We start from the raw sequence: 15,371 nt of genomic DNA on the forward strand, positions 1-15,371 counted from the left end.
ACACTATACAGTAGCTTGTTTTTAGTAAATTACACTTATTAACAATTCTTCTTAAATTCGTTTAACAATTAAAACATAAAAATTATGTCTACACCTTATATTCCATGTTTAGATTTAGGTTCGTATATAAACGGAACTGACGAAGAGCGCAAGAAATTTTCTGATGAGCTTGGCAGAGCTTTTAACGATTCTGGTTTTGTAACCATCACCAATCATGGTTTAAGTCAGGAACTAATAGATAAACTTTACGAAAACATTAAGGCAGCATTTGCTTTGCCTTTGGAAACGAAGCGAAAATACGAAAAACCTGAATTAGCAGGTCAGCGTGGTTACACAAGCGCTGGTAAAGAAACCGCTAAAGGTGCAAAAACACCAGATTTAAAGGAGTTTTGGCAAATCGGACAAGAAGTTACAGATGGCGATCCGGTTAAAAGCGAATATCCGGATAATGAGGTTTTAGAAGAATTACCAGATTTCAACAATGTAACTGGCACAATTTATAAAAAGCTCGAAGAAAACGGAACGCATTTATTACGTGCCATTGCAACATACCTTGAATTACCAATTGATTATTTCGATAAACATGTTCATAACGGAAATTCGATTTTAAGAGGCATCCATTACTTCCCGATAGAGAATCCTGAAACCATTCCTGATGATGCTGTTCGTGCAGGAGCGCATGAAGACATTAACCTAATTACTTTATTAATTGGCGCAAGTGCTGATGGTTTGGAAGTTTTAACCCGCAGCAATGAGTGGCTTGCCATTAAAGCACACCACACCGATATCGTAGTAAATGTTGGCGATATGTTGCAACGTTTAACAAACAACAAGTTAAAATCGACAACGCATAGAGTTGTTAATCCACCTCGCGAATTAATGAAAACTTCACGTTTTTCTGTACCATTTTTCTTGCATCCGCGTAGCGACATGGATTTAACAAGTTTACCATCTACAATCGATGCTGAACACCCAAAAGCATACAGCGATATGACCGCCGGAGCATATCTTGATGAAAGATTAAGAGAAATTGGATTGAAAATGTAAGCTTGAATGAGTTGAAAGTTCAAAGTAAAAAGTTTAAAGCATCAGCGAGAGTTGATGCTTTTTTGTTTGTACAAAAAAATAACTTTAGACGTGATTATTTAATACTGACTTATTAATTTTTCGTGCTATTTTCATGCATCTATATCAGCTATAAAAAATACATCCCAGTAAAGCCAGTTTTATGCTAAGTCAAATTTTTACTTACGATGATTATGAAAACCTATTCAATTCTTGAGAAATGAGATTATTTTAAGTTAATAAATACATAAACTATAATATGAAAAGCTTAACCATTACTGCAGTTATTTTAATTCTATTATCTAAGATGTTGTTCGCACAGGGTGATGACAGGAATTTTAACCAAATTTCGCAGACCTATTATTTAAAGAAGGATACCAATATTATCAATAAAGCAATTGACTTTATCAATAAGACACCAATGGGTATCGACAAACTTAATCCTATACTTACGGGTTTCTTTGGTGCCGCATTTCTAGATAATCCAAAATTAAAAAAAGATTTTCTGTCAAATATTGACAGAGTTGAAAAGCCTGAAATTAAAAAACTTTTAGTTTACCTCTCTACAGCAAATGTTGACAGTATATATTTACAAACTAAACCATCACCATCTTTAAATGATATGAATTGGGCTTCATTTTTTGCAACAGGTAAAGTAAAATATCTGGATAACATTATAGCACAAATACCCAATATTGATAATCGGGTTGATGTAAACGTTTTTCTAGCAGGCGCCTCAGCAAAGTGGTCTTTATGTGGCAATTCGAGAAAACACGAAGCTGTAAATAAAAGATTAGCTTTATTAAAAGACAACAACCAGGCGGTTAAAGAAATTCTGGAAAAAGAGCCACAGTATTTTAATGAGGTTATCATTGCAATTATAAAACAGCAAAGAGAAAAAGGGCTTTGGAATTAGTATTAATCTGGCTCAATCTTAATAATTTCTTAAAACACTAACCTTACAATATGCCCAACATTATTTATATATTCCGTGATTAATTTCATCTTATGAAAAAAACCTATCTATTAAGCTTTCTATTATTTATTACAGTCAGTTCAGCATTCTCTCAAACTAAAAATATCGAAGATTTGTATGAAGATTACACCATGCTTCGAATGACTAATGATGAGAAATCGAAAGCAATTGCGGTTGCATCTGATTTGCTAAAGCGTTCATCTGAATTAAAAGAAAAACAAATTGCCAATGCGACTTATCATTTAGGCAGATTGTATGAAGAAACAAATCAGATGAATCTGGCAATACCTTATTACGAAAAGAGCATTAAGCTCACACCAGGTTATTATGTGCCATACCTAGCTTTAGGAAGTTATTATTTTAAGGATTGCCAGGAAATGGCGAAAAAAATAAATGAGGCTGCGCTTGCAAAAGATATAACTTCACATAAAAAGCTTACAGAAGATTACCAAAAATTAACGAAAAGTACAGCAGCTTATCTAGAGAAATCTTATGCTTGCGACCCTGATGAAACAACTAAAAGTAAAATTACTTTTCTTTATCAATCATCGAAAAACAATGAGGCTTTAAAGTCTTTTGATTCAAGAATAAAAGAACTTGAAAAAGGCTGTATTACTTTGCTTGATGATGAATAATTATTATAATCGTCATTGTGCGAGGCATGAAGCAGTCTTTTTATAGAGATTGCTTCGTGCCTCGCAATGACGGAGTTTTATAATATTTTGCCCAAATTCGTTGCTATTCCTCTATTTCTTAGATTCGTCGATGGCTTTATTAATTACATCCTGAATTCTGCCTCTGATTTTTAGATTACCAAGCTTTTCAGAAACGGTTGGGTTAACACGATTTGAAAGAAATACATAAACCAATCCGCGTGATGGATCTACCCAAACGCAAGTTCCTGTGTAACCTGTATGACCATAAGTTTGCGCCGAAGCTAAATCAGATGGATAATGTTTTGATGTATCTGGGTCCCAGCGGTCGAAACCTAAACCGCGACGACTTACAGGCGATTGTTTTGAGGTAAACATATCAACCGTTGAAGGTTTAAAATATTCTGTCCCACCATAAGTTCCTTTATTTAATAACATTTGATAAATGATTGCTAAATCGTTAGCGCTAGAAAATAGTCCGGCGTGACCAGATATTCCGCCTGCTAAAGCGGCGCCCTGGTCGTGGACATAACCTACCAGCAGAGTTTTTCTAAAATATTTATCATCTTCCGTAGGAATAATCTGGTCTGCACTGAAACGGTTTCTTGGTAGAAAACCAGCCGTTTGCATCCCTAGTGGTTTATAAAAATTTTCGTAAGCGTATTGATTTAAAGGTTCTTCGCTAATATGCTCTACAATATCCTTCATTACATACATGCTGATATCACTATAAACATATTGCCCACGGGTTTTTATTGGCGAGTTCAGCATTTTTGGCCACATGAAATCTTTGAAAAATCCTTTTTTGATGTAATAATTATCGGCCACTTTTGTAGGGTATGCTGCTGAAGAATCACGGCTGTAATCGCCTTCTTTTACAAAATTATGGAAAGGGATGTACGGAATAAAACCCGCCTGATGAAGCATCACTTCGCGAAGTTTGATGCTATTCATTGGGGTAGTTCTTGCCTTTGGGATGTATGCGCCGATATTTGTATCGAGCTTTAATTTATTTTCTTCGAACAAACGCATTACCGATGGCGTTGTTGCCGTAACTTTTGTTACTGAAGCCAAGTCGAAAATATCGGTAACTTTATCTGGCAAGGTAGAATCGTAAGTATGTGTTCCATATGCTTTATTGAAAATTACTTTACCTTCCTTTGCAACCAAAACAACCATACCAGGCGCAGCTTTCTGACTGATGGCTTCTGCGGCAATAGCATCAATCTCTTTTAAATTATTGGAGTTTACACCAGCATCTTCCGGAACGGTATATTTTAATCGGGTTACTGTAGTAGTAAAGCCCGAGCCGACTGTATATTTTGGAGAAAACGCAGTTGTTAATTTATTAGCTGCTGCCATACCGCCGAAAATATATTGCGGTACAATTTCCGCTGCATCAACAGAATTTTGAGCTGTCCAAATGATTGGCGTATTCAAATTATCGAAAGATTTCAACCCTGTTCCGTTACCAAAAAAAGAAACAATTACTGACTTAGTTTTACTAATGCTGGTTATAAAATTGACGTATTTGGCCTGGCTAATGTTTTGTTCATCAACAGCTACCAAAACCGTATTGAAATACTTTAATTCGTCTTCCAAATCATTTAAGTTGATGCTGTCTTTGTAAGCATCAGCTGAGAAAGAAGTAATTTTATCATACTTATTTGCCAAACTATCGAAAACTTTGCTGTAACTGTAGCCTAAGCTTACTGACGCGATGTTTTTTTTCTCAAGGTTTTTCAACGGAATAACATTGTTCTGATTATTTAACAGAACTGTAGTTTTATTAATTGAATTGGCAATTGATAGCTTTTTTTCGTTTTGAATATGTTCTTGTGCGCAGGCCACTAAACACAATACATTAAATGCAGTTGCCGCAGCCAGAATAAATAATCTATTTCGCTTCATATACTTTTTCTCCGTTGAGGTAGGTTTTTAATACCTTGGTTTTTAAAATGTTTTCTGGTGATGATTTTAAGATGTCGTTATCCAAAATTACGAAATCAGCAAACTTGCCTTTTTCAATACTTCCTTTTTCATGTTCTTCAAAATTTGCCTTCGCCGCCCAAATGGTCATGCCGCGTAAGGCTTGTTCTGGGGTTAAACCATTTTCAGATTGAAAACCGCCTTTCGGAAAACCTTTAGCATCTTCCCTCACCGTTGCTGCATAAAACGTTAATAATGGATTAATGTTTTCGACTGGAAAATCCGTTCCTAAAGGAATCCATCCATTTTGGTTTAGCAATTGTTTGTAAGCATATGCCCCTTTTAAACGCTCCTTGCCTAACCTATCGCCCGCCCAATACATATCTGATGTTGCATGAGTAGGCTGAACAGAAGGCACAATACTTGCGCTTCCAAACAAGTCAAAATCCTTTGCATTAACTACCTGGGCATGCTCAATGCGCCAGCGTTTATCGTTTTTCCCTTTTAAAGTATTATTGTAAATTTTAAGAATTACACGATTTGCAGAATCGCCGATGGCGTGTGTACACATTTGAAAATTATGGGCTGCAATTTTTTCGGCAACTTCTTCAAAATGTTTAGGATTGCTTAATAAAAAGCCCGATTTATTTGGCATATCCGTGTAAGGCCTTAACAAACTTGCACCACGAGAACCTAAAGCTCCGTCGGCATAAACCTTAAATGAGCGAACATTTAACCTATCCGTTTTGATTGCGCCACGCTTAAAAAGATAATCGTAATTATCTTGCGCATCAGATAACATCACGTACAAACGCATTTTTAATTTATTTTCCTTGTGCAGTTTTTCGATGAAATCTACTGCTTGAAAAGGTAGGCCACAATCATCAATTGTGGTTAAACCTGCGGCAAAGCAGTTCTTTTGTGCATCGGTTAAAATCTTTTCAGCAAGCTTAGCGTCGGGTGAGGGAATTTTGTTTTCTACCAAACCCACAGCGTTATCAATTAGTACACCTGTAAGTTTTCCATTGATGGTTAGCATATCGCCACCAACTAATTTTTGCTCGCCTTTTATTCCGGCATCATCGAAGGCCTTTTGGTTTACAATTGCGGCATGGCCATCAATTCTACTCAACAAAACCGGGCGATTTGGAAAAAGTTGTGTTAATTTTTCGTTTGTCGGGAAAGCTTTATTGTCCCAATCGTTTTGGTCCCAACCGTTACCAATTAACCAGCCATCAGAGTGAGTTTTTGCAAAAGCCTGCAGCCGTTGAAGCACTTCTTCCCAGGATTTTGTTTCACGCAAATCGGCAGTTTGGAGGCTTTGTCCGTAGCCGAAAAAATGTGCATGTGCGTCAATAAAACCTGGATAAACCGTTTTCCCCAAAGCATCTATATTATCTTTCCCTTCAAATTGCTTTTTTATCTCATCGTTGCTGCCAACAGCTAGTATTTTACCTTCCTTTATGACAAAGGCTTGCGCTGTATCAAATTTTGAATTGACGGTGTAAACCTTTGCGTTAAAAACCAGTAAATCGGCTTGTTCCTTTTTTTGGCAGGATGATAAAAGCGCAATTGACAGGAATGCGTATAGAAGTGATTTCATGTAGATAAAGATAGAAAAAATGTGGGCAGAAGTGTTTGTAAAGAAAATGTTAGTATCTCTCTTAAACATTTTGTCTAGCTTATCTACCCATATTTATTTTATCTAAGGAAAGGAATTGCTGGCTGATAGAATAGTTTTTTGTTATAGACTGAAAGGAAAGTATTTAGAACGATTAATGCAAAATTAACCAGATACATTGAAAGTAAAGTAATCATCATACTTTCTGGCCCTCCTAATTTCCAAAATCGAAACATCTTTTGCGAAATCAACAAACCATAAATGATAATTAAAATTATACTCCATGTAATTTGAAAATTCAAAAGCTTTTTACTGTCTGCATCAAATGAGTTATCTTTTTTCAAAACCCACAATATTAATGGCACTACAAAACCTAAAAACGGAAAAAAAATAAAACTTAATGCGGATAAATTTAAAACTGGCAGAAAGTATTTGTCTTTATTTAACGGTTTCAAAAGCAAATCTTCGGGTTTTAAACCAGAGGCTCTCGAAATCTTAATTAATGTATCACCGTGAGGTTCAGTTTCACCAGATTCTACATGCTGAATGGTTCTTAAACTTAGTTCAGCTCGGTTAGCCAATTCTTGTTGACTAAAACCATTTGCATTTCTTAAATCTTTAATTTTCTGTGATAATTCCATAACATGAAGCGTTTGCACAAAAGTAATTCTATAATTCAATTTTATTTACGTCATGGTTACGACATTGCTAAGCCAGCCTTAATTTTCATTATTTAATTCCCGTCATTTAGCTGTTGAGTTTTAAACAAAACGCAATCCTTAAGCTTATTTTGCATAATTTAGCGGATTCACATTGCCTTAATACATGACTGATATTATTCACCTCTTACCAGATGCTGTTGCCAATCAAATTGCTGCCGGAGAAGTTGTACAACGACCTGCTTCAGCAGTAAAAGAATTGCTCGAAAATTCTATTGATGCCGGAGCAGATAAAATTCAACTGGTAATAAAAGATGCAGGAAAAGCCCTTATTCAGATTATAGATAATGGTTGCGGAATGAGCGTTACGGATGCCAGAATGTGTTTTGAGCGCCATGCTACATCTAAAGTAAAAAAAGCCGAAGATTTGTTTGCCATTCGTACCATGGGCTTTCGCGGCGAGGCCATGGCTTCTATTGCGGCAATTGCGCAAGTGGAAATGAAAACCCGCAGACATGATGACGAAATTGGAACTTGCATCAGTATCGAAGGTGCACAAGTAACGAGTCAAGAGCCTGTAGCGACACCACCAGGTACACAAATCTCAATAAAAAACTTATTTTTTAATACACCCGCCCGACGGAATTTCCTAAAAAGCAATCCGGTAGAAATGCGCCATATTATTGATGAATTTCAACGAGTGGCATTGGCGCACCCTGGTATATTTTTTAGTCTCCACCATGATGGAACTGAGATTTTCAATTTACCTAAGGGCAATTTGAAACAGCGAATTATCCATTTATTTGGAAATAATTATAACGAAAGATTGGTTCCCGTTGAGGAAGATACCACTATAATTAACTTAAAAGGATTTATTGGAAAACCTGCATTTGCGAAGAAAACCAGAGGTGAGCAGTTTTTCTTTGTAAACAATCGTTTTATAAAAGATGCGTATTTAAATCATGCGGTAAGTTCGGCTTTTGAAGATTTGCTGCCTGATGACAGTTACCCGCTTTATGTTTTGTTTATTGAGATTGACCCATCGAAGATTGATGTAAACGTCCATCCTACAAAAACAGAAATTAAGTACCTGGATGAAAAATCTATTTATGCAATTTTAAAATCAGCGGTTAAGCGTTCAATTGGCAGGTATAACATTTCGCCAACCTTGGATTTTGACCAGGAAACAGGTTTTAGTAATATGATTTCACCTAAAGCTGTTGAAGATATTGTACCACCGAGCATTAGTTTTAATCCAGATTTTAATCCATTTGCCAGCGATAGTTCATCAACATCGGGTTATTCTTCATCACCAAGAAATTATGAAGCCAAACCAAGTGCAAAAAACTGGGGTTCGCTTTATGAAATTACCGAACAACCTGTTGTTGAACAGACCTCATTTTACGCAGATGATGCGATTTTAGAAACACAGAAAAAACAATATATGCAATTGCATAACCGTTATATTGTTTCTCAAATTAAGTCGGGATTGATGGTTATAGACCAACAAATGGCGCACGAGCGGATTTTATACGAGCGCTTTTTAATTCATCTTGATGATAGAAAAGGTGCATCGCAACAAAGCTTATTTCCGCAAACCATTACGCTTAATGCAAACGATTTTGAACTTGCAAAAAGTTTGCTGGACGATATAAAAAGTTTAGGTTTTGATGTCCGTGAATTTGGCAAAAACACTTTAGTTGTTGAGGGCATTCCTGTTGATTTAGGAAGCTCAAACATTAACGAAACTCAGTTGTTTGAACAGCTGATTGAAGGGTTTAAAAATTCGCAACAAGATTTAAAATTAAACAAACGTGATAGTTTAGCCAGAAGTTTAGCGAAAAACAGTGCAATAAAAGCGGGTACGGCTTTAAGTCAGGAAGAAATGAATACACTTATTGATGAACTTTTTGCCTGCAAAACCCCTAACTTTAGCGTGAGCGGAAAACCTGTTATTCAAACCATTACTTTGGCCGAGTTGGATAAGAAGTTTGAGAAATGAAAAGCGAGTATTTAGTATCAAGATTTGGGATAAAAGCAGATAGCTAAGACTTCAAAACAAAACGAATAAATGAACAATATATATATACCCCCGGTTGTAAAAAACCTGCTGATAATTAACATTTTACTTTTTGTTGCCACCTACTTATTACCAAATTTAAACCTGGGTAATTTGCTGGCGGTTTATTATTTTGATTCTCCGAATTTTAGGTTTTGGCAACCCATTACCTATATGTTTATGCATGGTGGAATTGGACATATCTTTTTTAATATGTTTGCCTTGTATTCTTTTGGCAGTTTATTAGAATCGAGATGGGGAGCAAAGAAATTTTTAACGTTCTACTTCATTACAGGTTTAGGTGCATTAGCCCTACAGATGGCGGTTCAGGCTTATGAAGTACATTCGGTCTTAGGACAAATAACTTTATTCGATGGCTGGCAAAAACAAATAACCAGCGATGCCGCTTTTGCTACTTTGCAAGGTGTATATGGCAGTCAGATGGTTGGTGCATCCGGAGCAATATTTGGCTTGCTAGTTGCTTTTGGTATGCTTTACCCAAATGCAGAGCTCTTAATTTTATTCATTCCAGTTCCGGTAAAGGCAAAATACATTATCCCGGTATATATTTTAATTGAACTTTCTTTAGGCATTGCACAAATACAAGGCGATTCGATTGCACATTATGCGCATTTGGGTGGCGCACTTATAGGCTTTATTTTGGTTAAGATATGGAAAGACAAAAACACAAATTTTTACACCTATTATGAATAATAATATCTTTAAAGATTTAAGCAACAAAGTTTTCCGCTCAGGAAATCCGGTTTCGTTATATATTGGCATTAACCTTATTCTATTTATTGCAACTGCATTAATTGCGGTAATTTCATTTTTAAGTGGAAGCAAAATAAATATTTATGAAATGGTAAGAACCTATCTTGCCTTACCTGCTGCATTTTCCAGGTTTCCCGATAGGTTTTACACCATTGTTACTTATATGTTTTTCCATGCTGATATCTTCCATATCCTATTTAATATGGTTGCATTATTTTGGTTTGGGCAAATCTTTTTAAATTTCTTAAAAACAAGACAGTTTCATTTTGTCTTTTGGGTGGGAGGTTTGGCCGGCGCCTTAGTTTACCTGCTCGGTTTAAATTTAATTCCTGTTTTTAGCGATAATTTAGCTGGTGCATCAGTTATTGGTTCATCCGCTGCGGTAATGGCTATCATAGCTGCAACTGCAACCTTGGTTCCGAATTACGGAATTTTCTTAATGTTTTTAGGCGAGGTAAAAATTAAATACATTGCCATTATCTATTTTATTTTAGACATTTTGAGCTTAGGCTCGGCCAATGCAGGCGGTAGTTTTGCGCATATTGGTGGTGCAATTTTAGGTTTCGTTTTTATAAAGGCACTTCAAAGAGGAAATGATTGGAGCAAAGTTTTCGAAAAAAAACCTAAACTAAAAGTTGTAAAAAACGAACAACCCATTAAAAAACCTGAATTTAAAGGCGTATCTCAAAAAGAAGTAGATGAGATTTTGGATAAGATATCAAAATCAGGTTACGATAAATTAACAGCAACTGAGAAAGAAAAATTATTTAAAGCGAGTAAAGATTAATGCCACAACAAAAATCTAAATACACTTTTTTCGATAAGATATTTTTACCATTATCTATTATTACTGCTATTGCATTAATATTTGGTACAATTGCTGGCGGCATAGACCCACGCAGTAATTTCCTGTTTGCGTATTTTGCACTTGCTTACCCTTATTCACTTTTCCTTTCTATTCTATTTGCAATTTGGTGGTTAACCAGAAAGAAGCTATTATTCGCGATTCCAATAATTATTATAATTGCGCTAGGCTACAAGACTTTTCATACTACTTTTGGCTTTGGTGGCGATGAGGGCAATGCAGAAAAAGAAGCCGGAACAGTACGTGTAATGACCTACAACGTGCACAGCTTTAAACTTTACGGTGAGGACAATACCATACCAGCAAAGGAAAAAATGTTACAGGTTGTAAAAGATCAAAACCCTGATGTAGTTTGTTTTCAAGAATTTTACTCCAGAAGGACGGGTAAGTTTAATACGATAGATAGCCTGAAACAGATGCTTAATACGAAGTATTATTACTTTCAACCAGCGTCTGAGAATGATTATGAAGCGTTTGGGTTAGCTATATTTTCAAAATATCCTATTAAGCATAAAGATAGCATAAGGTTTCAAGGCTTTGGGGATAACATGAGTATTTACACCGACTTAGATGTTAATGGGCGAACAATAAGAATCTACAATGTTCATTTCCAATCGATAAGTTTTCAACCACAAGATTATCAATTTTTAGACGACCTTACTAAAAAAACAAGGGGAAAACTCTTTGCTTCCAAGCGAATATTAAGAATGCTTAAACGGGCTTTCATTAAAAGAAGTGAGCAGGTTGATATCATGAAGGCGGAAATGGCTAAATGTGAAACGCCTTACTTAATTGCGGGAGATTTTAATGATACGCCAGCATCTTACGCAGTAAAGAAAATCACCAATGGTTTAAAAAATTCCTTCGAAGAAAAAGGTTCGGGCTTTGGAAAAACCTACAATGGTAAATTTCCGAATTTCCAGATAGATTATATCGCTACTACAAAAGACCTCGATATCCTGAACTACAAGATTGAAAAGGCCAAGTTATCCGATCACTTCCCGGTTAGGATTGACTTAAAATTTTCTGCTGATAGTACGAAAAAATAGCCGTTTATAAACCACTATCCTTTATGTTAGTACTAAGGTTTATTACCATAGATCAACAAAACTATGCTTAAACTTTGGTGATATTTGTTTCCATAATTTAGAATCTAAAAAAATTAAAAATATGAGTTTATTAGAAGCTTTAAACTGGCGTTATGCAGTTAAAAAAATGAATGGTGAGCCAGTTGAACAAGAAAAAGTTGATAAAATTGTAGCTGCGGCACACCTTGCTCCAACTTCATCAGGCTTGCAACCATTTAAAGTAATTGTAGTTACCAACCAAGAATTAAAAGAGAAAATTGCGCCAATTGCTTTTAACCAGGCACAGGTAATTGACTCTTCTCATCTTTTAGTCTTCGCTGCATTTGAAAACTATACAGAAGAAGGAATTGACCAAACTTTTTCACGCATGAATGCAGAGCGTGGATTGCCAGAAGAGGCAACTGATGCCTACAAAACACAGTTAAAGGGCATGATTTTGCATAGAACTGCAGAAGAAAACTTTAATCACGCTGCCCGCCAAGCTTACATTGGTTTTGGTATTGCGATTGCTGAAGCGGCTTTATTAAAGGTTGATGCTACACCAATGGAAGGTTTTAACGGACCAGCGTTGGATGAACTTTTAGGTTTAGATAAACAAGGCCTGCGTAGTGTAACTTTATTGCCGTTAGGCTACAGAGATGTTGCCGGCGATTGGTTAGTAAACTTAAAGAAAGTACGTACACCAATGAACGAATTTGTAATTGAGTACAAATAAAACTTACTAAAACTAAATGGGCCGGTTTTGCGAAAGTGAAACCGGCTTTTTTATTGTAAAAAAATGTTAAAGGCAAATGCAAGTTATGCGCTCTATTTTTAATTGGATATATTTACATCCTTAGTATAATATATCCTGTTCATGAAGATTTTTAGAATTCTAGTTTTATTGCTTTCCTTTATTAGTGTGCTTAACCTTTCTTCTTTTGCACAAACCGATACGGTTAGCATAAATACCATTATATCGAAAACCAACAAAGTTTTAAATGATTTCCCTACCGAGAAAGTATACCTACATTTTGATAAACCTTATTACGCTGTTGCCGATACGGTTTGGTTTAAGGCTTATGTAACGGAAAATCAGAATTTCTTAACCGGAATAAGTAAAATTGTTTATGTTGATATTATCAACCAAAAAGATTCTTTAATCCAGACGGTGAAACTACCATTAGTTGGCGGTGTGGCGGCTGGTAATTTTCCATTATCTATGGAGAATTACAAACAAGGCAATTACCACGTTAGGGCTTATACTTTATGGATGCTTAACTCTGCCGACCCGGCCTACTTTAACAAAACTTTCTTTGTGGGTGAAGCGATTGATAAGGAAGTTAAAACACACATTTCCTATAAAAATTTATCGACTGACAAACAGGAAAAAATTGATGCAAGGGTACAGTTCAAAGATTTGAATAATAAACCTTATGCCAATAAAAATGTAAACTGGCAAGTGGTTACCAGCTACACCACTATTGCCCGCGGTAGGGGTACTACAGATGCAAATGGCTTTTTAACCATCAGCATGACCGCAGCGCAAAAGGCAGAATATCAATTGCAAAAGGGCGAACTTATAACAACCTTAAATACCACGGATAAAGATCTAGTTACAAATACTTTTCAGTTGAAAAATGCTGTAGTAAATAAAGACATCCAGTTTTTTGCCGCAGGCGGAAATTTAATTGCAGGCATCGAAAATAAAGTTGCATTCAAAGCGATTAAAAGCGATGGTTTAGGGATAAATGCTAAAGGAACGGTAAGCGATGCCGAAGGTAAACAAGTAGCTGCATTTACGGCTCAACATTTAGGTATGGGCAGTTTTAACTTTACGCCCGAAACAGGAAAAACCTATAAAACCTCTGTAGCTTATGCTGACGGGACAAGCCAGACTGTAAATTTACCAGCTGTTTCTGCAAGTGGTATCACAATTAAGGCTGGTAGTGCCGATGCCGATAATATCTCTATCAAAATTGCTTCCAATGATGCATTTTTTGAAGCTAATCAAGGCAAATTATTTTACGTAATTGCACAGAGTAAAGGCGTAATTTGCTACGGAGCGCAAACGGCATTATCGAATAAAGAATACACAACCACCATTCCAAAAAGTAAATTCCCGATGGGAATTGCACAGTTTACACTTTTTACGGAACAGGGTAAACCTTTAAGTGAGCGATTAATTTTCGTTCAAAATAAAAATACCCTGTCTTTAGCGGTAACAAGTCCGGCGGTAACATACGGCCCAAAAAAGAAAGTTAAAATAAACGTAACTACTAAAAAGGATGGTGCACCAGTTGAAGGAAATTTATCAGTTTCTGTTGTTGATGAAACTAAGGTTCCATTAAATGAAGATGGTGCGACTACAATTTTAACTACGTTATTATTAAGCAGCGATTTAAAAGGTTATATTGAAAAACCTAATTATTATTTTAATGGTACGGATGTTAAGAAAGCAACAGATTTAGATGCCTTACTACTTACTCAAGGTTATAGAAGTTATTCTTATACAGATATCATTGCCAACAAGTTGCCAAAAATCACCATCTTACCCGAGCAAGGAATCGAAATTTCGGGGATTTTAAGAATGAGTAATGGCATCCCGGTAAGAAAAGGTCAACTTCTGTTAACCATTCCTGATAAACGTTTTAACTTAGAAGGCGTTACCGATCCGGTTGGAAATTTCAAATTCAACAACCTGGTTTTTAATGATTCATCTAAAGTAAACATAACCGCAAAATATAATGTGAATTACAAGAATATGGCGATTTCATTAAATGGTACACCAGCACCTTCAATGAGTGGAAATTTTAGTGCGCCTGATGAAGTTGTAAACATAGACAGTACATTAACTAGCTATTTAGATAACAGTAAAAAACAATATTCGTATTTACATACTCTTAAAGATGTAACCATTAAAGGTACTGCTGTGCCCAAGGTTAGTCATAGAGATTACCCTGCACTTTCAGGTTTAGGGCAACTCGCCGATCATGAAATATCGGGAGAAAGATTAGCAGGTTGTACCTTACTGATAAACTGCCTACAAACGATAGCTACTGGTGTTACTTTTATTGATAATCAATTCTTTGTAACCAGGGATTATAATCAAGGTAAGAAAATTCCAATGGGTATTTTTATAAACGGAATGATGGTTGATGTTAACCAACTAAATACTGTTGAAGTGGCAAATGTTGAGTCGATAGAGATATTTTTACGTGATGAACTTGGTTTGGTAAATCGGAACAACAACATTAATGGGGTGCTGGTTATTAATCAGAAAAAAGCACCAAAGGGTACGAAAATTTCTAAAAGCCAGTTGTTGGATATGTTGCCTAAGAATTACGAGGTAAGCTTTGCTCCGCAAGGATATGATAAGGAACGTCAATTTTATATGCCTAAATATGATGTTCCGGCTAATTTAAACCGTAATGATTTACGCACAACCATTTACTGGAACCCGAAAGTAATAACTGATAAAGCGACCGGAACATCATCATTTGATTTCTTTAACGCTGATGGAAAAGGACAATATAAAGTGATTGTTGAAGGTATTGATGAGAATGGAAATGTTGGCAGATCTATTTTTAGATATACGGTTAAATAGTTAGTTTTTATATTAAGAATAATCGCCTTTTGCTAAAGTATAAAAGGCAAAAATATTTTGTTCTTGCCAGACGGGCTTTTTTCTTTTGGCAGCAAA

General features: G+C 35.8%; 12 protein-coding genes. 9 read left to right on the top strand and 3 right to left on the bottom strand.

Annotated elements, in window-relative coordinates; genetic code table 11:
• Positions 1-84: 84 nt before the first annotated feature.
• The 3 genes from R2Q16_RS19895 to R2Q16_RS19905 all read left to right on the top strand — a co-directional run bounded on the left by R2Q16_RS19895 (position 85) and on the right by R2Q16_RS19905 (position 2,676).
• The gene (locus tag R2Q16_RS19895; RefSeq protein ID WP_316739769.1) at positions 85-1,047 is read left to right on the top strand and encodes an isopenicillin N synthase family dioxygenase; all 963 of its coding nucleotides are present in this window, start codon (positions 85-87) and stop codon (positions 1,045-1,047) included.
• A 277-nt stretch (positions 1,048-1,324) separates the two neighbouring features.
• Positions 1,325-1,981 carry a hypothetical protein gene (locus tag R2Q16_RS19900; protein ID WP_316739770.1) on the top strand — a complete coding sequence of 219 codons (657 nt, stop codon included), beginning with the start codon at positions 1,325-1,327 and terminating at the stop codon, positions 1,979-1,981.
• A 92-nt stretch (positions 1,982-2,073) separates the two neighbouring features.
• Positions 2,074-2,676 (top strand): hypothetical protein, encoded by a 603-nt coding sequence (locus R2Q16_RS19905; RefSeq protein ID WP_316739771.1) that lies wholly within the window; start codon positions 2,074-2,076, stop codon positions 2,674-2,676.
• Between the two features lie 111 nt (positions 2,677-2,787).
• On the opposite strand, the gene R2Q16_RS19910 is transcribed toward R2Q16_RS19905, so the two are convergent.
• The 3 genes from R2Q16_RS19910 to R2Q16_RS19920 form a co-directional block, all read right to left on the bottom strand.
• Entirely contained in the window at positions 2,788-4,605 is a 1,818-nt protein-coding gene (locus R2Q16_RS19910; RefSeq protein ID WP_316739772.1) for a serine hydrolase domain-containing protein, read from the bottom strand.
• Positions 4,592-6,226, bottom strand: coding sequence for an amidohydrolase (locus R2Q16_RS19915; protein ID WP_316739773.1), 1,635 nt, complete (start codon positions 6,224-6,226; stop codon positions 4,592-4,594). Before R2Q16_RS19915 ends, R2Q16_RS19910 begins: the two co-directional genes overlap by 14 nt.
• Before the next feature lie 98 nt (positions 6,227-6,324).
• Positions 6,325-6,885 (bottom strand): helix-turn-helix domain-containing protein, encoded by a 561-nt coding sequence (locus tag R2Q16_RS19920; RefSeq protein ID WP_316739774.1) that lies wholly within the window; start codon positions 6,883-6,885, stop codon positions 6,325-6,327.
• A 184-nt stretch (positions 6,886-7,069) separates the two neighbouring features.
• Here R2Q16_RS19920 and mutL point away from each other — a divergent pair, with 184 nt between their 5' ends.
• The 6 genes from mutL to R2Q16_RS19950 all read left to right on the top strand — a co-directional run bounded on the left by mutL (position 7,070) and on the right by R2Q16_RS19950 (position 15,275).
• The gene (gene mutL / locus R2Q16_RS19925) at positions 7,070-8,905 is read left to right on the top strand and encodes a DNA mismatch repair endonuclease MutL (RefSeq protein WP_316739775.1); all 1,836 of its coding nucleotides are present in this window, start codon (positions 7,070-7,072) and stop codon (positions 8,903-8,905) included.
• Between the two features lie 69 nt (positions 8,906-8,974).
• Complete coding sequence (locus R2Q16_RS19930) at positions 8,975-9,676, top strand: rhomboid family intramembrane serine protease (RefSeq protein WP_316739776.1); 702 nt, start codon at positions 8,975-8,977, stop codon at positions 9,674-9,676.
• Positions 9,669-10,523, top strand: coding sequence for a rhomboid family intramembrane serine protease (locus R2Q16_RS19935; RefSeq protein ID WP_316739777.1), 855 nt, complete (start codon positions 9,669-9,671; stop codon positions 10,521-10,523). Before R2Q16_RS19930 ends, R2Q16_RS19935 begins: the two co-directional genes overlap by 8 nt.
• Positions 10,523-11,650 carry an endonuclease/exonuclease/phosphatase family protein gene (locus R2Q16_RS19940; RefSeq protein ID WP_316739778.1) on the top strand — a complete coding sequence of 376 codons (1,128 nt, stop codon included), beginning with the start codon at positions 10,523-10,525 and terminating at the stop codon, positions 11,648-11,650. The genes R2Q16_RS19935 and R2Q16_RS19940 overlap by 1 nt, the downstream gene beginning before the upstream one ends.
• A 121-nt stretch (positions 11,651-11,771) precedes the next feature.
• Positions 11,772-12,404 carry a nitroreductase family protein gene (locus tag R2Q16_RS19945; protein ID WP_316739780.1) on the top strand — a complete coding sequence of 211 codons (633 nt, stop codon included), beginning with the start codon at positions 11,772-11,774 and terminating at the stop codon, positions 12,402-12,404.
• Between the two features lie 141 nt (positions 12,405-12,545).
• Positions 12,546-15,275 carry a carboxypeptidase regulatory-like domain-containing protein gene (locus R2Q16_RS19950; protein WP_316739782.1) on the top strand — a complete coding sequence of 910 codons (2,730 nt, stop codon included), beginning with the start codon at positions 12,546-12,548 and terminating at the stop codon, positions 15,273-15,275.
• Positions 15,276-15,371: the final 96 nt, after the last annotated feature.

Origin of the sequence: Pedobacter aquatilis (assembly GCF_032678425.1) — a bacterium.
Taxonomy (GTDB): Bacteria; Bacteroidota; Bacteroidia; order Sphingobacteriales; family Sphingobacteriaceae; genus Pedobacter; species Pedobacter aquatilis_B.